General features: G+C 71.1%; 19 protein-coding genes and 1 tRNA gene. 9 read left to right on the plus strand and 11 right to left on the minus strand.

The window, feature by feature from the left end; genetic code table 11:
* The first annotated feature begins 96 nt into the window (after positions 1-96).
* Positions 97-291, plus strand: coding sequence for a hypothetical protein (locus ABZ434_RS07405; protein ID WP_359132810.1), 195 nt, complete (start codon positions 97-99; stop codon positions 289-291).
* A gap of 242 nt (positions 292-533) precedes the next feature.
* Here the strand turns inward: ABZ434_RS07405 and ABZ434_RS07410 are convergent, their stop codons facing one another.
* Positions 534-941, minus strand: a complete 408-nt coding sequence (locus tag ABZ434_RS07410; RefSeq protein WP_359132811.1) for a hypothetical protein — start codon at positions 939-941, stop codon at positions 534-536.
* A gap of 222 nt (positions 942-1163) precedes the next feature.
* Here ABZ434_RS07410 and ABZ434_RS07415 point away from each other — a divergent pair, with 222 nt between their 5' ends.
* Together ABZ434_RS07415 and ABZ434_RS07420 are read left to right on the plus strand one after the other, a co-directional pair.
* Positions 1164-1847 (plus strand): hypothetical protein, encoded by a 684-nt coding sequence (locus ABZ434_RS07415; protein ID WP_359132812.1) that lies wholly within the window; start codon positions 1164-1166, stop codon positions 1845-1847.
* A gap of 91 nt (positions 1848-1938) precedes the next feature.
* Entirely contained in the window at positions 1939-2505 is a 567-nt protein-coding gene (locus ABZ434_RS07420) for a GNAT family N-acetyltransferase (RefSeq protein ID WP_359132813.1), read from the plus strand.
* A gap of 98 nt (positions 2506-2603) precedes the next feature.
* On the opposite strand, the gene ABZ434_RS07425 is transcribed toward ABZ434_RS07420, so the two are convergent.
* A tRNA-Trp gene (locus tag ABZ434_RS07425) sits at positions 2604-2678 on the minus strand.
* 220 nt (positions 2679-2898) lie between these two features.
* Between ABZ434_RS07425 and ABZ434_RS07430 the strand changes: the two genes are divergently transcribed.
* On the plus strand, positions 2899-3264 hold the full coding sequence (locus ABZ434_RS07430; RefSeq protein ID WP_359132814.1) for a signal peptidase I: 366 nt from the start codon (positions 2899-2901) through the stop codon (positions 3262-3264).
* A gap of 199 nt (positions 3265-3463) precedes the next feature.
* Here the strand turns inward: ABZ434_RS07430 and ABZ434_RS07435 are convergent, their stop codons facing one another.
* Positions 3464-4798 carry an MFS transporter gene (locus tag ABZ434_RS07435; RefSeq protein ID WP_359132815.1) on the minus strand — a complete coding sequence of 445 codons (1335 nt, stop codon included), beginning with the start codon at positions 4796-4798 and terminating at the stop codon, positions 3464-3466.
* 439 nt (positions 4799-5237) lie between these two features.
* Between ABZ434_RS07435 and ABZ434_RS07440 the strand changes: the two genes are divergently transcribed.
* Entirely contained in the window at positions 5238-5426 is a 189-nt protein-coding gene (locus ABZ434_RS07440; protein WP_359132816.1) for a hypothetical protein, read from the plus strand.
* Positions 5427-5465: 39 nt separating this feature from the next.
* On the opposite strand, the gene ABZ434_RS07445 is transcribed toward ABZ434_RS07440, so the two are convergent.
* Entirely contained in the window at positions 5466-5822 is a 357-nt protein-coding gene (locus ABZ434_RS07445; protein WP_359132817.1) for a lysine transporter LysE, read from the minus strand.
* A 229-nt stretch (positions 5823-6051) separates the two neighbouring features.
* Here ABZ434_RS07445 and ABZ434_RS07450 point away from each other — a divergent pair, with 229 nt between their 5' ends.
* Together ABZ434_RS07450 and ABZ434_RS07455 are read left to right on the plus strand one after the other, a co-directional pair.
* Positions 6052-6492 carry a hypothetical protein gene (locus tag ABZ434_RS07450; protein WP_359132819.1) on the plus strand — a complete coding sequence of 147 codons (441 nt, stop codon included), beginning with the start codon at positions 6052-6054 and terminating at the stop codon, positions 6490-6492.
* Between the two features lie 142 nt (positions 6493-6634).
* Positions 6635-6859, plus strand: a complete 225-nt coding sequence (locus ABZ434_RS07455) for a DUF2277 domain-containing protein (RefSeq protein ID WP_359132820.1) — start codon at positions 6635-6637, stop codon at positions 6857-6859.
* Here ABZ434_RS07455 and ABZ434_RS07460 read toward each other — a convergent pair.
* From ABZ434_RS07460 to ABZ434_RS07475, 4 genes are all read right to left on the minus strand, one after another.
* Complete coding sequence (locus tag ABZ434_RS07460) at positions 6846-7526, minus strand: VTT domain-containing protein (protein WP_359132821.1); 681 nt, start codon at positions 7524-7526, stop codon at positions 6846-6848. The genes ABZ434_RS07455 and ABZ434_RS07460 overlap by 14 nt on opposite strands.
* A 277-nt stretch (positions 7527-7803) precedes the next feature.
* Positions 7804-8262 (minus strand): DoxX family protein, encoded by a 459-nt coding sequence (locus tag ABZ434_RS07465; protein ID WP_359132822.1) that lies wholly within the window; start codon positions 8260-8262, stop codon positions 7804-7806.
* A gap of 83 nt (positions 8263-8345) precedes the next feature.
* Positions 8346-10094, minus strand: coding sequence for an alkaline phosphatase D family protein (locus tag ABZ434_RS07470; RefSeq protein WP_359132823.1), 1749 nt, complete (start codon positions 10092-10094; stop codon positions 8346-8348).
* 128 nt (positions 10095-10222) lie between these two features.
* On the minus strand, positions 10223-10867 hold the full coding sequence (locus tag ABZ434_RS07475) for an HNH endonuclease family protein (protein ID WP_359132824.1): 645 nt from the start codon (positions 10865-10867) through the stop codon (positions 10223-10225).
* Positions 10868-11203: 336 nt separating this feature from the next.
* Here ABZ434_RS07475 and ABZ434_RS07480 point away from each other — a divergent pair, with 336 nt between their 5' ends.
* Positions 11204-11965, plus strand: a complete 762-nt coding sequence (locus ABZ434_RS07480; RefSeq protein WP_359132825.1) for an ABC transporter permease — start codon at positions 11204-11206, stop codon at positions 11963-11965.
* A gap of 94 nt (positions 11966-12059) precedes the next feature.
* On the opposite strand, the gene ABZ434_RS07485 is transcribed toward ABZ434_RS07480, so the two are convergent.
* Together ABZ434_RS07485 and ABZ434_RS07490 are read right to left on the minus strand one after the other, a co-directional pair.
* Complete coding sequence (locus ABZ434_RS07485; protein WP_359132826.1) at positions 12060-12716, minus strand: HAD-IA family hydrolase; 657 nt, start codon at positions 12714-12716, stop codon at positions 12060-12062.
* 178 nt (positions 12717-12894) lie between these two features.
* Positions 12895-13977: a peptidoglycan-binding protein gene (locus tag ABZ434_RS07490; protein WP_359132827.1), complete on the minus strand. Its 1083-nt coding sequence runs from the start codon at positions 13975-13977 to the stop codon at positions 12895-12897.
* 135 nt (positions 13978-14112) lie between these two features.
* Between ABZ434_RS07490 and ABZ434_RS07495 the strand changes: the two genes are divergently transcribed.
* Positions 14113-16182 (plus strand): MDR family MFS transporter, encoded by a 2070-nt coding sequence (locus tag ABZ434_RS07495; RefSeq protein ID WP_359132829.1) that lies wholly within the window; start codon positions 14113-14115, stop codon positions 16180-16182.
* A gap of 44 nt (positions 16183-16226) precedes the next feature.
* Here ABZ434_RS07495 and ABZ434_RS07500 read toward each other — a convergent pair whose 3' ends face one another.
* Entirely contained in the window at positions 16227-16706 is a 480-nt protein-coding gene (locus tag ABZ434_RS07500) for a GNAT family N-acetyltransferase (RefSeq protein ID WP_359132831.1), read from the minus strand.
* Positions 16707-16709 lie beyond the last annotated feature (3 nt).

Consider the following 16709-nt stretch of genomic DNA (forward strand, 5'->3'; position numbering starts at 1 on the left):
GTGACAGACGCACAGCTTCCCCCGGGGTGGACCCTTCAGCGGATCCGTGACGTATCCGGGGACCAAGAGGCCGTCGTCCTTGATGCGAACCGGTCGGTGAAATGGGTGGTAGGCACCTCCGCCGGAGTGGAGGAGCTCCTGCACCCGGAAATCGTTCTCGGGTTCCACGGCCTGTGCCTCGTGAAACCCCTCCACGATGACGACTGGTACATGGGCAGCCTGTACGACGACGGCAGCATCGGCTGTTGGGCAGTCTGCAACAGCTTCTACGACGGGCTACGCGGCCTGTAGTGACCCAGGATGCCTCTCCAATGACTGCTCCATGACTGAGGCGGAGGAGGGGCCCGCAGGGGACCGGCAAAGCTCATGGGCGTGGGATGAGTGCAGACCTCAGTCCCCCGGCATCATCAGACGCTGCGTCGTAGACGGCGCACCGCCCCCTTCGTGGCAAACGATCTTGGCCGTCCGGCGTCGGCCGTGTGCACCGGGCGCACCTGAGAGCCGTCGTCTGCGACGCCTTGTCGGGGACGGCGTCAGGTGCTGCTCGTCGCCACGCGCCTGTTGTCGAGGTGGAGGCGCATTGCGCCGTCGACCGGACACCGTAGGCCGACCGACAGGTGGCGGACCTGGCCGTTCGCGTCAAAGGCGTATGCGATCGCCGCCTCGAAAACGTCGTGTCCGGCCGGACACACGGGCGCAGTCGACGTGCCGAGGGCCGTTGACAGTTGGGGGCGTGGAGGAGCGGACGGTGCGAGCTCCCAGGTGGATCCGCCTTCGTGGACATCTCCGTCCGCTATGCCGACCGGCAGGCAGCAGCCCTCGCAGAAGCACTCGTCCGCAGCCACTTCGAATTGGTCCCAGTCGCACCACCGGCAGACGATGGGCGTGATCAGCACCCGCCCGAGCGGCGCCCGAAGTACGGTCCGGCCCAGCAGCGACACCAGGCAGTCGTCCTTCGCCGTCGCCTCACCTGCTGGTCCGGCGGCTGTCCACCCCGCCCTGTCTTCCATGGCAGGGATACTCGCACGGGCCGGACCGGGAAGGCTTCGCCGTCAGACCTCCCCGGTCCCGGACCGGGCCCTCACAGTGACTGTCCCGGACCGGATCCTGTCGGTGACTGTCCCGGACCGGGCCCTGTCGGTGACTGCTGACAGGATCCGAGGGTGCTGATCAAGGGATACGACAACGGCCCGTTGGTGGCCGGCGAGTCACTGCTGGCCCGTCCGGGCTTCTGGTCGAACCACCTCCTGGCCTTGTGCGGTGACGGGGCTTGTGCCGAGCGGCCGATCCCGGAGTGGTTCGGCGATGACGGCGCCGATGCCGACGCTCTGTCCGAGACCCTCTTCGATCCCGAGCATTGGCCGGTCTTCAGGGTGCCCGCCACGGACCGTCCCGGAGTCGTGGTGATCTACCGAAACCTGGTGGGTGACTACGGCACCGACTACCTCCTCATGCATCCGGAAGGGAGCAGCGCCCAGCAGAACGCCAGTGGGGAAGGGGTGTTCTCGGGGGCGGGGCTGACGTGGCACGAACTGGTTCGGATCGCTGACAACCCGCCCTCCAAGACGGAAGGGGTCCAGGACGCGGCCGCCCGACTTCTTCTGGTGCTCCCCCTCCTTGCCGACATGGACCTGCCGGGCTCGGCCTCGGCAAGGCTCACCGCCGCCCTGACCGTGGTGGGCGCGCCACATCGCTCTGCCTTCACCGCGGCGGAACACCTCCTCGCCCACCTCAGAGGACGATCCCGGCACGATCCCACGTGGGGGTCCCCGCTGAGCGGGAGCCAAGACCCCGGGCAACGCCTAGGTAAGGGCACATGGCCCGCCGCTGGTTGGGTGTGGCCGTGAGCCGGCATCGTCGGTGCGGATGGTCGTGCTGGGCGGGCGACCTGAGCGGTGAGCCTTGATCGGCGTCGGGCTTGCTGATTGGGTGGCCGGCATGACTGAGCTCGGACCCGTCGCCTGGCCGCCTGCCCCGATCAGGACCGAAAGGCTCTTGCTCCGTGGGGCCGAGGCCCGGGACCGTGCGGTGTTCGTCGAGCTGTTGGCGTCGCCGGAGGTGCACACCTACCTCGGTGGCCCTCGCCCCCGTGACGAGCTCGAACGTGAGATGCCCGAGGCGCCCGGGCGGTGGCCCGGGAGCTTCGTTGTCGACCTCGACGGGGTGATGGTCGGACAGATCCTGCTCAGGAGGGCAACGGAGCACCGTCGCCCGGCTGCTGTGGGGAAGGTGGACCTCGGCTATCTGTTCCTGCCGCGGGTGTGGGGATGCGGGTACGCCGCCGAGGCGTGCGCGGCCGTACTCGACTGGTTCGAAGGTGTCCTTCCCGGCGAGCCGGTGGTGCTCACCACCCAGACCGCCAACGTCGGCTCGATGCGCCTTGCCGCAAAACTGGGGTTCACTGAGGTGGAGCGGTTCCATGCCTGGGACGCCGAGCAATGGCTCGGCCGGCGGTCGCCGGGGACCAGCGGCGTCACCAACTCAGCGCCCAGGAAGGGCGCCTGACCATGGGGCCGTCAACAGGCGCCCAGGTGCGCTTCAGCGCGTAGTCAAGTCACCGCGCCCTTGGGTACGCAGCAGGCTGTCCGGATGCGACGAAGCGGCGGAACCGGCCGGATTCGAACCGGCGTCCTCGCGGTTTTGGAGACCGCGCGCGACGACCTCTGCGCTACGGTTCCGCCCCGCCCGCCATCCTAGAAGAGCGTGCGTCGAAGAGCGTGCGTCGGGCCCCGCATGTGCGGGGCGATCCCTGGCATGGCTGGCCCATCGGTTGCCGCGATCAGGCCGCGCAGGGGCTTCCGAAGGCGGAGCCCGAAGCCGCCTTGCACGCGCCGCGGAGTACGGCCGCCGCCGGTCCCGGGCAGGCTTCGTCCGGGTCTGCTGCTAACCTCCGGCCTCGTGAACGACAGCGTGTACGTGGGCAAGGCGGGCAAGGATGCGGCACTGGACCGGGGATGGCTCCTCGGGCATTTCAAGGACGTCGGCGACCCGCGTCACAGCGAGGATGTAGAGATCAAATGGGGTGTGCACCCTCCTGGGGACGAGCGCCTGCAATGGGTGAAGGGCGAACACCGTACGGCTCTCCTGGTCCTGATCAGCGGCCGCTTCCGTGTTGAACTCCCTGGCCGCAGCGTTCTTCTGGAAGAGCAGGGCGATTACGTCGTGTGGGGGCACGGGGTCGACCACTCGTGGTTCGCGGAGGAGGAGTCGGTGGTACTGACCGTTCGCTGGCCGTCCGTGCCCGGCTATGCCGTGGGGAAGTAGGTACGGGACCGATCTTGGCGAAGACGGCCGCTGTGATCGGCACACAGGGACGAGGGCGGTGGGCCGACCGGCACCGGAAGCAGCGCGACGCCCACCGCATCCGAGTCACCGAGGGCTCCATACGGGGAGTCAGCAACACCGCGTCCACAGGATGGAATTGAGTGAGGGCCCTCCCTTCCGCTCGCGCCGCGGGAGCGTGTCAGGGCTCCGAAACCGTGCGGGCGTCGCCCGTCTGATGCCGGCAGACACTCGGCGGACCCGGCTCCTGTTCGTACGGGAGGTGTCTGCCCAGGCGCGCCAGCGGGGAGAACGCCATGAACAGCGGGGACAGGGAGAGGGCGACGGCGGTGACCAGCAGACTCGTACGCAGTCCCCAGTGACCCGCCAGGAAGCCGCCCAGCAGGGAGCCGACCGGGGTGAGGCCCATGCCGGCGAAGTTGATCGTCGCCACGACCCGGCCCTGTATCCGCACGGGCGTGACGGCCTGCCGCACGGCCATCATCGTGACGTTGACCAGTTGGCCGAACGTGCCGAAGAGAAGGTTGACGCCGACGAGTACGGGCAGCGTGACGGCTGCCGAGCCCTGCAGCGCGGGTACGCACAGCATCACGCCGTCCGCGACGAACGCCGAGTACACCAGGACCCTGCCGTATCCGAACCGGCCCGGCAGCCCCGCAGCCAGCAGCGACCCCACGACCGCGCCCGGACCCATCGCGGCGAGCGCCAGTCCGATGGCCGTGCCCGACAGGTGCAGTCCGCGCGGGAGGTACAGCAGATAGACGGTCATCAGGGCGGCGAACCAGAACTGGAACAGGGCCGAGGCCGCACCCACCGCCCGCAGCGAGGAGTTGCCGGTCACGAAGCGCAGGCCCTCCTGGATCTGCCGTAGGACGCGGACCGGGCCGTCACCACGCTCCGGGAGCTGCTCAGGCCCGCGGATCCGCCAGATCGACACGGACGACAGAGCGAAGAAGAACGCGCCGGTGACGACGGCCACCGGGCCCGAGAACAGCGACACCAGCGCGCCACCGAGCGCCGGGCCACCGATCTGCGCCGCCGATCTGCTGCCCTCCAGCGCACTGTTGCCCTGCAGCAACCGCTCGCGGTCCACCAGCCGTACGAGCGAGGCCTGGTACGCCACGTCGAAGAACACGCTCAGCACGCCCACGAGCAGCGCGACCACCAGCAGGACCGGCAGCCCGAGGAGGCCGAACAGGTACGCCGCAGGGATCGCCCCGAGCGCGAGTGCCCGTCCGCAGTCCGCCAGCACCATCACCGAACGCGCGCGGCGACGGTCCACCCATGCGCCCGCGAAGAGCGAGAGCAGCAGGATCGGCGCCTGCTCCACCGCCCGCAGGGCGCCGAGCCGGCCGGAACCTGCGTCGAGCGACACCACGGCGATCAGCGGCAGGATCACCTGTGTGGCCTGCGCCCCGAACTGGGACGCGGTCTGGCCCACCCACAGTCTGCGGAAGTCCGTGTCCCGCCACAGACCGGGTGCGGAGCCGGCCCGGTTGCTGTCGGCCGCCTTCATCGCGCGCCCCGTTCGGACGCTTCAGGCCTGGCCGGGCCGGGAGTTGGCGTGGGCGTGGTTCGGGTGTGCGGTACCGGTTGCACGGAGACCCCTTGAGCTGCGGAGGACAGAGCTCGCCGGCCGGGGCACGGGAACGTGCGCCGGCGGTTCGGGCGAGAAGGGCTCGCTGCGCCGCAGAGCAAGGGCGGCACGCGATGACGGGTCGATCACGACCTGCGACGTCAGCGCGTGCCCGGGCGACCGGGCATTCCCAACTCCTGCCTCGGGGGGATCACGTGGTGGATCGAAGAGTAGCCGTCGGGGTCCCGGAGGGGGAGCGAGTTCTTCACCCCGCAATCGGCTCGCGGCGGGCCCGGGCAGCAGGCGATGGTTGACGGGAATGCGTCACCGGCCGGGGGAGGCGGGGTGACGCGTGGTGGCGAGACAGCAGGGGCGCAGGGTGAGCAGAAGGCGTTACGTGGCCAGGGGTGTCCCGGGCGGCTACCGGATCTGGGACAACCGGGGGCGTAAGTGGTGGGGGGACCACTATGAGCTCTGCCCGGACGACCTCCTGCGCGAGCTGAACGGCGAAGCGAACCGGGACGCGATCACCGCCCTCATGAAGCGGTACAGGGCGCTCAAGCGGTAGGGGGGGGCAGGGGCCGGCCGCGGGGGCGACGAGGTCGCGCTATCCGCAGGAGCAGGACGACGCGTAGTACCCGAAGAACATCGCGACCGTGGCCGTGCACGCTGCCACTGCCGCCAGGCGGCCCCTGCGCGAGGTGCCGGCCGGGCGACGCAGTTCCCACGTGCCGTAACAGAGGAACACGGTGAGGAGCGCGGCCAGGCCACCGGTGAGCAGCGGGCTCTGCTGCCACCCCCACACGGCCGAAATGAACAAGCCTGCCAGGACGAGGCAGGCTGCCGCGCTCAGAAGGATCTCGCCCACGGTCTCGACGACGAATTCGACGACGAATTCGCGCACGCCCCGGCCCGCCTCGCGCGTCCGCCGCCATGGGCGTTCGCGCACCTTGTCCGCTGCCATCCGCCGGCCCACCCGCCCCCTCGCCGACCGTGCGTCCGGTCGACCGTGCCCGAACGATACGCGGTGCCACGGGCCGGAGGGAGAGAGTCCGGCCCTCCGCTAAAGGAGCGTGTGGACACGTCCTGCCGCGCCCACCCCGTTCACCCGTTCGGCCGCGTCGGGTAGCCGCTCCCGGACGCGCCGAGCAGGGTCGGGTCCGACGCTCAGTTCCACCGGCCGAGGAGTCCTCATGGCACAGACCGCGCCCGCACCGGGCAATTCTTCCCAGCCTCCGTCCCATCCCGGGGGCATCAACTCCTGGGCGGCGGGCGGGATCATGTTCGCCGGCGTTCTGCTGATGGTCGACGGGGTGCTGGGTGCGATCAAGGGCATCGCCGGCATCGCGTCGAACGACGTCTACGCACGGATCGACGACTACGTGTTCAAGTTCAACACGACCGCCTGGGGATGGATCCACCTCGTCCTCGGCATCATCATCGCCGTCGTCGGCTGGGGCATCCTCAAAGGGGCGAAATGGGCGCGCGGAGTCGGTGTCGGGCTCGCGGCGCTCAACATGATCGCCAACTTCATGTGGCTGCCCTACCAGCCCGTCTGGGCCGTCGTCTCCCTCGCCATCGACACCTTCGTGATCTGGGCGCTGTGTACGGACCGCTCCAAGGCGGTCATCTGACCGGTACGGACGACGGTCCCGGCCCCGTGGCGGCAGCTGCTGCCGCCGGGCCGGGACCGTTCCCGTCTTCCCGGTGCCGGGGGCGACGCCCTCCCGCCGGCGGGGGCGGGACGTTGTCAGTGGCGCGGTCCACACTGGAGACATGTGCCGAAGCATCAAGACCCTTCGCCCTCCGGCCCTCCCCGAAGAGGCCACCGAGGAGGACATCCGCGCCGCCGCTCTGCAGTTCGTCCGCAAGGTGTCCGGCTTCCGCGCCCCGGCCGCGCACAACAGGGAAGTCTTCGACCGGGCCGTCGACGAGATCACCGAGGCGACCGCCCGGCTGCTGGACGGCCTGGAAGTGCGGGGTGGTGTCAGGACGCCGTAGGGACCGAGACGGGGGAGGCGGAAGCGGCGGCGGCCGCGGCAGCGGCGGGGCGCTTCATCAGGAGTGCGGCGAACGCCCCCGCGACGAACAGGGCCAGGACCGAGAGGGCCGTGCCCAGCCAGCTCGCGCCGAGCCAGTGTGCGCCGAAGTAGCCGAGGCCCACGCTGTAGCCCGCCCAGGCCACCCCCGCCACGGCGGACCACGGCAGGAATTCCTTCACGTCGCGGTGCGAGGCGCCCGCGCCCAGCGAGACGACGGACCGGCCGGCCGGTGCGAAGCGTGCGATGACGACGAGGACTCCGCCGCCGCGGCTCAGCGCGGCGCCGAGACGTTCCTGCGCCGAGGTGAGACGGCGGGAGCGGGCGATGGCCCGGTCCAGGCGCTCGCCGCCGCGCCAGGCCAGCCGGTACGCGACGAGGTCGCCGAGGACCGAGGCGGTGGCCGCGCAGAGGATCAGGGCCAGGACCGAGGGGACCTCGGTCACGTGACGGGCCGCGCCCGCGGCGTCGGCGGCCACGGAGGTGGTGCCTGCGGCAGCGGCCGTGGCCGCCGTGATCACGAGGACACCGCTCGGCAGTACGGGGAGGAAGACGTCCAGCAGTACGGAGAGGGCGACCACGGCGTAGATCCATGGGCTGCCGGTCAGCGCACCCACATGCTCGAGCACCTTCTACTCCCCGATCAGTGACAACGCCGCGACGTCGCAGGGGAGCGGCAGGAGCGGCAGGTTCAGCTGTACAGCGTACGCCTGCCGTTCACCTGGAGATCCATATATATGCGCGATGTTGGGCATCTCACGTGTGCCGCAGACGTACCGCGCGCACCCGCACTGCCCCTGCCGGCATGCCTCGGGCCCGCCGGGGAGCGGTTCCCGGCGGGCCCGAGGTCGTGCGGTCTGCCCAGTCGGCCCGGTCGGCGCGGGTCGGTGCGGTGGGTGGGAGCGGTCAGGCGGCGACCGGGGTGCTCACCTCCGGTGCGCGGTCCTGGTCGTCCTTCACGGTGGTGCGGGACGTAAACAGCCGGTCCAGGGCCAGGGCGCCGGGGCCGGTGAAGACGAGCAGCAGGAAGGCCCAGCAGTAGACGGCCGAGGGCTCGCCGCCGTTCTCCAGCGGGAAGAGCGCTTCGGGCTGGTGGACCTTGAAGTACGCGTACGCCATCGAGCCGGATGCGACGAGGGCGGCGATACGGGTGCCGAGGCCCAGCACCACGAAGCCGCCGCCGACGAGCTGGATGACCGCCGCGTACCAGCCGGGCCAGGTGCCGGCGGGTATGGACCCGCCGCCCATGGCGCCGCCGAGTACGCCGAAGAGTGACGCGGCACCGTGGCAGGCGAAGAGCAGGCCTACGACGATGCGGAAGAGCGCCAGGGCATAGGGCTGTGCCTGATTCAGGCGTGTGTACATGTGGGGAGAGCTCCTTCGGTCTGGTGGGGACGTGAACCGACTGAGCGCCACAGATTAGGTAGGCCTCACCAATACTTGCAAGTTCAACGTTTTGTCGACTGGCCGAAACTCGGCGGGGTCTCATCGGTCAGTGGATGATCGAAGGCCAGCTCCAGTACGGTCCCCGTTTTCGTCGACTTGGCCTGAACCAATGACAGCGCGGCTTTCCGGCCACGCAAAGTGAGCGTCATCAACTGATTGCCGAACCACGGCCCGCCCGTCCTGTGCCACCGCATCGACGGCGGGCCGGTGCGCCCGTGCCGCGCCAGCAGCCGGCCGAGCAGTCGTCCCGCGCCGCTCCAGGCGAAACGGAATCCGGCCTTGAGCGGTGCGGGAATGGAGTTGTGGACGGGAGAGCAGGTCAGCTGCAGGACACGGGCGGCCGGTGTGTCACGGGGGGCAAAGGCGGACGCGTGGGGCTCCGCGATGTACGCATGGTGCACATCGCCCGACAGCACGCATACCGTCGCCGGAGCCTCCGGCCCCTCGGCCACCTCCCGGATCAGGTCCGTCAGCCGCCCGAACGACTCGGGGAAGGCCGCCCAATGTTCCAGGTCGGAGCGCTGTCTCAGGGACTCGCCGACCCGCGCCCAGCGGCCGTCGGGGCCGCCCCGCTCGCCCCGGCACAGCGCGGCGCTCCACTGCTCGGCGTCGTGGACCAGAGGCGGCAGCAGCCACGGCAGCGAGGTGCCGATCAGGAGGTGGTCGCAGGAACCGGGGTCGGCCAGTGCCGCGTCGCGCAGCCACTCCTCCTCCTGGGCCGGGAGCATCGAGCGCTGCTGTTCGTCGAGCACCCGGGCCGCGCGGCTGTCCACCATGAGCAGCCGTACTCGGCCGAAAATGCGTCGGTAGCTCCAGCGGGTGCGGGTGGGGTCGGCGGCTGCCCCGGCCGCGAAGCGGCGCACCGCCTCGGTACCGTCCGCGGTGGCGTGGACGGCCGTGTGGAGGGGGTCCGCGGCCAGTTCGGCGGGGGAGAGGTTGCCCAGGTGCTGATACACCCAGTACGACATCAGCCCGCTGACGATCCGCTCGTGCCACCAGGACGTGGCGCGGATGCCGGCCAGCCAGGCGGCGCTGGTGTTCCAGTCGTCGATGACGTCGTGATCGTCGAAGATCATGCAGCTGGGGATCGTCGAGAGCAGCCACCGCACCTCGGGGTCGCGCCATGACTCGTCGTACAGGAGGGTGTATTCGTCGTAGTCCGCCACCTCGGCCCCCGGCGGCTCGTTCAGATCGCGCCGGGCCGCCAGCTTGCGGCGGGTCGCCTGCGAGGTCTCGTCCGCGTACACCTGGTCGCCCAGGAGCAGCAGCACGTCCGGTCGCACGGCGTCGGGATCGGTGGCGAGCCGGGTGGCGAGGGTGTCCAGGGCGTCCGGCCCGACGGGGTCGCTCCGGCTCGGCCGATGGCCTTCGGCGGGTGGCGCCGCCCATCGGCAGGAGCCGAACGCGACCCGGACCGTCGCGGGCTCGGCCTTCTCACCTCCGTCCCCGTCCCCGGGTATCGGTGGGGTGGTGATCGTGCTCGCCGGGAACCGGTACTCCTCGGGCGGCCACACCTTGCGGTCGTCGAGCAGCACCTCGTACGCGGTCGTGGAGCCGGGTGTCAGGCCGGTCACCACCACCAGCGCGTAATGGTGACCGGCGACCGCGAAGGTGCGGCATGAGCCCGACGCCCCGTCCGCGCAACGGACTTCGGCCGTGCACGGCCTGTCGGCCTCGACCCAGACGGTCGCGGTGGAGGCGGTCTCCCAGTCGACGTACCGCAGCAGTGGTCCCAGGCGCAGCCCGGTCATGTGGTGCTCCTCGCGTCGTTCCGTACGGGACGGTGCCGTACGGCGTGTGTGTACGGCGGGTTCGTACCGTACGGAACGACGGGTGGTTCCGGAGGCCGGCCGACCGCCTCCGCTTCTTCTGCCCGGTTTCAGCAGCCGTTGAGCACGGACTGCAGGGCGCTCTTCTCGGCGGTGTCGACACTCAGGCCGTAGTAGTGCTTCACGTGCACCCAGGCGCGTACGTACGTGCACTTGTACGCGGTGCGGGACGGGAGCCAGGTCGCGGGGTCCTGGTCGCCCTTGGACTGGTTGACGTTGTCGGTGACCGCGATGAGCTGCGGACGCGTCAGATCGTTGGCGTACGACTGCCGTTGGGCCGTGGTCCAGCCGGAAGCGCCTGAGCGCCAGGCCTCGGCGAGCGGCACCATGTGGTCGATGTCCAGATCGGATGCGGCGGTCCAGGTGGCGCCGTCGTACTGCGAGTACCAACTGCCGCTGACGGCGGCGCAGCCGGAGTCCTGCGAGACGTTCGTGCCGTCGCGCTTGAGGACGACCTCGCGGGTGTTGCAGGCGCCCGACTGGGTGATCCAGTGCGGGAACTTGTCCCTGCTGTAACCGGTGGACGAGCCTTCCGCCTTCACGGTCAGCTCGCCCAGATACGTACGGGCGGTGGACGCCGAGACCGGAGTGGGCATGGCTGCCTGGGCGCTGGGGGCCGTGAGCAGTCCGGTCGTTGCGGCGAGGGCGGCGGATGCGGCGAGGACGGCTATGCGACGCGCGTAGACACCTGACATGCGAACTCCCTTGATGTGGGGGGTGACTGGACGGGTCCGTACGGAACGGCCCGGCCATCGTGGCGGCGCAGGGTTTCCGTGGGGTGGGCGCCAGGTAACAGAGTGGCGACATGGGCACGTCACATCAAGAGGTCTGACGAAGAGGCTCGGATCACGGGGGCGTACGCGAGTGAGTGCGCGGGCGTACGGAACTGAGGGGGCGGCAGTTCCGCGGAGTGGGGTGCGGGGGCGGGGGCGGCCTCGATACGGCCGCGGTGGGCCCCTTCGTGGCAGGCGGGCCCGGGGAAATCCGGTTCGTGGCGAGGGGCGGGGCTCGGGCGGTCCTAGGGTTGCGGCGTGCTGCTTCCGGTCAACATCACGCTCGGCGTCGTCCTGGCCCTGCTGCTCGCGGCCGCCGCGGCTGTCGCCTCGTTCGCCTCCCTCGGCCGCTCGCGCGAGATCGTCGTGGCCGGGCTGCGGGCCGCGGTGCAGCTCGCCGCGGTCTCCTCGCTCATCGGCTGGGTGGTCCACGCCCTCGCGCCGATGTTCGCGTTCATCGCGCTGATGTATGCCGTGGCCGTATGGACAGCGGGCCGCCGGATCACGGGAAACCGCACGTGGTGGTGGGTGGCCGTGCCTATCGCGGCGGGGGTCGCGCCGGTCGTCGCCGTGCTGCTGCTCACCGGCCTCGTGCCGGTCCGGGGCATCGCGCTGATCCCGGTGACGGGGATCCTCATCGGGGGAGCGCTGACCGCGACGGTGCTCGGCGGCCGTCGCGCGCTCGACGAACTGTCCACCCGGCGGGGGGAGGTGGAGGCGGCGATGGCCCTCGGATTCCTGGACCGTGACGCACGGCTGGAGGTCGCCCGGCCGGCGGCGTCGGACGCACTGCTGCCGGGGCTCGACCAGACGCGCACGGTGGGACTCGTCACGCTGCCCGGAGCCTTCGTGGGCATGCTGCTGGGCGGCGCGTCACCGGTCCAGGCGGGCGCCGTACAGCTGTTCGTGCTGGTGGCCCTGATGGCAGTCCAGGCCGCGGCCGTCGCCACCGTGCTGGAACTGGTGGCGCGGGGCCGGCTGCACCGCGACCCGGCGGAGGGGGCCGACGTGGAGCGCTGAGACCGTTCGGGCGGGCCGGGGCTTTCGTCCTGATCGGGCCTGCTCGGGCCGGATCGGGGTGCCGTCCTGCGCGCCAGGAAGTGCGGGACAGCCCTTAGCCGATGTGCAGCACGATCGAGCCGTCCGCCGCCGCTTCCACGCGGATCTGCGTCAGGTCGTCCACGTGCGCGTCGGGGGAGAGCGCCGCCGCGCGCGGGCCGACGCCCACGACGCGCATGCCCGCCGCCCGGCCCGCCGCGATACCCGCCTCGGAGTCCTCGAAGACGATGCAGTCCGCCGGTGCGAAGCCGAGTCCGGCCGCGCCCTTGAGGAAGCCTTCGGGGTCCGGCTTGCTGGCGCCGACGCTCTCGGCGGTGACGCGCAGTTCCGGCATCCGCAGCCCGGCCGCGGTCATCCGGGCCCGGGCCAGCGCCAGGTCGGCCGAGGTGACCAGGGCGTGCGGGAGCGGGGTGATCGCGTCCATGAACGCGGCCGCGCCGCCGACCGGGACGACGCCTTCGGTGTCGGCGGTCTCCTCGGCGAGCATCAGCCGGTTGTCCGCGTAGTTCTCCTCCATCGGGCGGTCCGGGAGGAGCACCGCCATGGTGGCGTACCCCTGCCGGCCGTGGACCACCTTGAGGGCCGCCTCCGGGTCCAGGCCCTGCCGCAGCGCCCAGCGCCGCCAGCAGCGCTCCACGACGGCGTCGGAGTTCACCAGCGTGCCGTCCATGTCGAGGAGGAGTGCGTGGGCGGTGAGGGCGGTGGCCGGCATGGGCGGGCTCCAGAGCGGGGGAAGACGAACGCCGCGTGGGGGTGTGCGGCGCGGGAAAGAGAACAAGTGGCCCCCGCTCGCCGGTCAGGGTGTGCGCGCGGAGGCCACTTTGTTTCTCCACGATACAAAAAGGGGCCCCGGAAAGCGAATCCCGGCCCCGGGGTGCCCGCCCCACCGGTCAGTGGCGCCCCCGGCCCGTCGTCGTGCCTTCCAGAGCGGTCCGGGTGTTCGGGCCGTAGACCCCCTCGGGGTCGCCCTGGATGCCCCACCAGATCTGGAAGTCGCGCACGGCCTTCTCGACCTGCATCGTGTAGTCGTCGCCGAGGGGGCCGTCCCTCAGTACCCAGGCCTCCTGGAGCCTGCGCTGCAACTCGGCCACCTCCGGGCCCTGATCCCCCAACTGCAGCGTCGGGCCGCTCTCCGGCTGGGCTGGCGGCGCCACCGCTGCGGGGCTGCTGCTCCCCGCCGTGGCCGCCGGCGACGACGCGGCGGCCGACGGCGAGGCCGAGGCCGACGCGGAACGGGATGCCGAGGCGGACGCGGACGGTGACGCGGAGGCGGACGCGGACCCCGATGCCGACGCGGAGGGTGAGCCGGACGTCGATCGTGAGGGTGACGGGGACGCGGACGCCGGCTCGGAGGCCGACGGGTCGACGCCCTCCTCGGGGAGGCTGGTCACCGTGGAGGGCAGCGCCTGATCCAGGCCCGCCTCCCGGTCCCGGTCCCCGTTGAAGAGCCCGCCGACGAAGGCGGCCGTGCCGACCACCGTGACCACGGCCGCTCCCGCGACCAGCGCCGCGAAGGGCCGCCGGCGGCGTGGCTGCACGGGGTCCGGGCCGGTCATGGCGAGTGCGGTGTCAGCAGGGTCCGCCGCTCGGCCCGGGGGCATCGCGCCCGGTCCCGCCGGATCCAGGAACATCGGCATCGTCGTGGCGGCGTCCCCCGGCTGCCCGCCCGGCGAGTGCCCCTGCGGCGGACCGGCGGGTGCCGCCGTGTCCTCGCCGCCGAGCGTCACGTACGGCCGGATGCGCAGCGGGTCGAAGTCCTCCGCCGCCGCCATGTCGGCCGACCGCTCGGCGTGGTGCTGATCCGCGATGCGCTGCTGCTCGGCGGCCCGCTCCTCGTCGCTGAGGTGGTGCGGCCCGGCCGCCTGCGGCGCGGTGTCGGCGCCGCAGGCGGCCGGGCGCGCCGCGCAGCCGCAGTCCGCGCCGGTGCCCGGTCTGTTGTCCGTACCGCACTCCGGGCATATATGTCCGGTCATTGTGGGTCCCCTCCCCTTGAACTGCCTGCGATTATGCAGCCCACCGCCGGGAAGCCCAATCAGTGAGCGCCTCGGCAGGCCATAACGGTGCAGAACAGACAGGATGGGGGTGTAGCGGATCCGAGGAGATGTTCTATGGCCCAGCAGTTGAGCCCTCCGGCCCCCGCCCCCGGCGCCGAACGCTCCACGCGGTCGGTTCTGGTGGCCATCGGCGCACTGCTCCTCGGCATGCTTCTCGCCGCACTCGACCAGACCATCGTCTCCACCGCACTGCCGACGATCGTCAGCGACCTCGGCGGTCTGGAGCACCTGTCGTGGGTGGTCACGGCCTATCTGCTCGCGTCGACCGCCGCGACCCCGCTGTGGGGCAAGCTCGGCGACCAGTACGGGCGCAAGAAGCTCTTCCAGACCGCCATCATCATCTTCCTGATCGGCTCGGTACTCTGCGGTGTCGCCCAGAACATGCCGCAGCTGATCGGCTTCCGCGCCCTCCAGGGGCTCGGCGGCGGCGGTCTGATGGTGCTGTCGATGGCCATCGTCGGAGACCTCGTCCCCCCGCGTGAACGCGGCAAGTACCAGGGCCTGTTCGGGGCGGTGTTCGGGGCGACGAGCGTCCTCGGGCCGCTCCTCGGCGGCTTCTTCACCGAGCACCTGAGCTGGCGCTGGGTCTTCTACATCAACCTCCCCATCGGTGTCGTGGCCCTCGGCGTGATCGCCGCCGTGCTGCACATCCCGGTCCGCCGGACCAAGCACACCATCGACTACCTCGGCACCTTCCTCATCGCCTCCGTCGCCACCTGCCTGGTCCTCGTGGCCTCACTCGGCGGTACCACCTGGGCCTGGGGCTCGGCGCAGATCATCGGCCTCGCCGTCCTCAGCGTGGTGCTGCTGATCGCCTTCGTGTACGTGGAGCGGCGGGCGGCCGAACCCGTCCTGCCGCTGAAACTGTTCCGGATCAGGACCTTCAGCCTCGTCGCCGTGATCAGCTTCGTCGTCGGATTCGCGATGTTCGGCGCGATGACCTACCTGCCGACGTTCCTCCAGGTGGTGCACGACATCACGCCGACGATGTCCGGCGTCCACATGCTCCCCATGGTGTTCGGTCTGCTCATCACCTCGACCCTCTCCGGACAGATCGTCAGCCGTACGGGCCGCTGGAAGGTCTTCCCGATCGTCGGCACCGGCCTCACCGCGATCGGCCTGCTGCTCCTGCACCGGCTCTCGGAGACCAGCCCCACCTGGGAGATGAGCATCTACTTCTTCGTCTTCGGTGCGGGACTCGGCCTGGTGATGCAGGTCCTGGTCCTGGTCGTGCAGAACGCCGTCTCGTACCAGGACCTCGGCGTGGCCACCTCGGGCGCGACTTTCTTCCGTTCCATCGGTGCCTCGTTCGGCGTCGCGATCTTCGGCACCATCTTCACCAACCGGCTCACCGACAAGCTCGGCTCCGCGCTCGCCGACCGGCCGCTGCCGCCCGGAGTCAGCGCCGAGGGACTGGCCGCCGACCCGCGCGCCATCGGGCAGCTGCCGCCTGCGCTCCAGCAGCCCGTCCTCAACGCGTACTCGACGTCGATCACCGATGTGTTCCTGTACGCCGCCCCCGTCGTCCTGATCGCCTTCCTCTTCGCCTGGCTGCTCAAGGAGGACACGCTGCGCGGGTCGGTGACCGCGCCCGACACCACCGAGACCCTGGCGTCGAACCCGGTCGAGCGTTCCTCGTACGACGAGTGCGTCCGCGCACTTTCCGTCCTCGCCACCCGGGAGGGCCGTCGCGAGGTCTACGTGAAGATCACCGAGAGGGCCGGCTACGACCTGCTGCCGGCCGCCAGCTGGATGCTGCTGCGCATCAAACGGCACGGCACCGTCGAACCCGCCCGCCTCGCCGAGGTGGCCCCCGTCCCGCTGAGGGTGGTCAGCGACGCCGCCCGGCAGCTGGAGGAGCGCGGCCTGGCCCGCCGGGTGGGGGTGCAGATGGTGCTCACCGAACCGGGCGCCGAGGCCGTGGTGAAGCTCGCGCACGCCCGTGAGGAATCCCTTGCCGAGCTGCTGGGCGACTGGTGGGGCCCGGACCGGCCCACCGACCTGGTCGCCCTGGTGTCGGAACTGACCGAGGAGACGACCGGGTCGCGCAGGGAGCGCCCCCACAGCCCGGAGCCCAAGCGGGACCATGCGGCCGGTCACCCGCACCACCGCCCGCCCGCCTGAGGGGCCCGCCGCGCCCGTCGATGCGGCGTACCCGTGACGGCCCCTCACAGCTCCTTGGCGAACCAGTGCTCCGCGTACTGATTGCGGTGGTGGAAGGCCGGGACCTCGCGGTAGCCGTGCTTGGCGTACAGTCCGCGTGCCTCGACGAGGTCGTTACGGGTGTCGAGGCGGATCTGCCGCACGCCGAAGTCCCGCGCCAGACTCTCGACGGCCGCGAGCAGCAGCCCGCCGCCGCCCGTGCCGCGCACCTGCGGACGTACATAGACCCGGGTCAGCTCCGCGGTCTCCGCGTCCGTCAGGATCAGTCCGGCACAGGCCGCCGCGCCGCCCCCGAAGCGGCCCACGACGAACTCGCCCGTGGGTGGGACGAGCCGCTCCGCGCCGTCGTCGGTGAGCCCCTCGTCGATCTCCGCCGTCGTCGCCGGGCGCCCCCAGTAGCGGCTGGCCACCTCGTCGTAGTAGTCCCGGCGCAGCAGGGCGGCATCGGGGGAGTCGACGTGTTCGGGGGTCATGGTCCAGGTCATCGG

Source organism: Streptomyces sp. NPDC005761, from assembly GCF_040630635.1.
Lineage (GTDB): Bacteria > Actinomycetota > Actinomycetes > Streptomycetales > Streptomycetaceae > Streptomyces.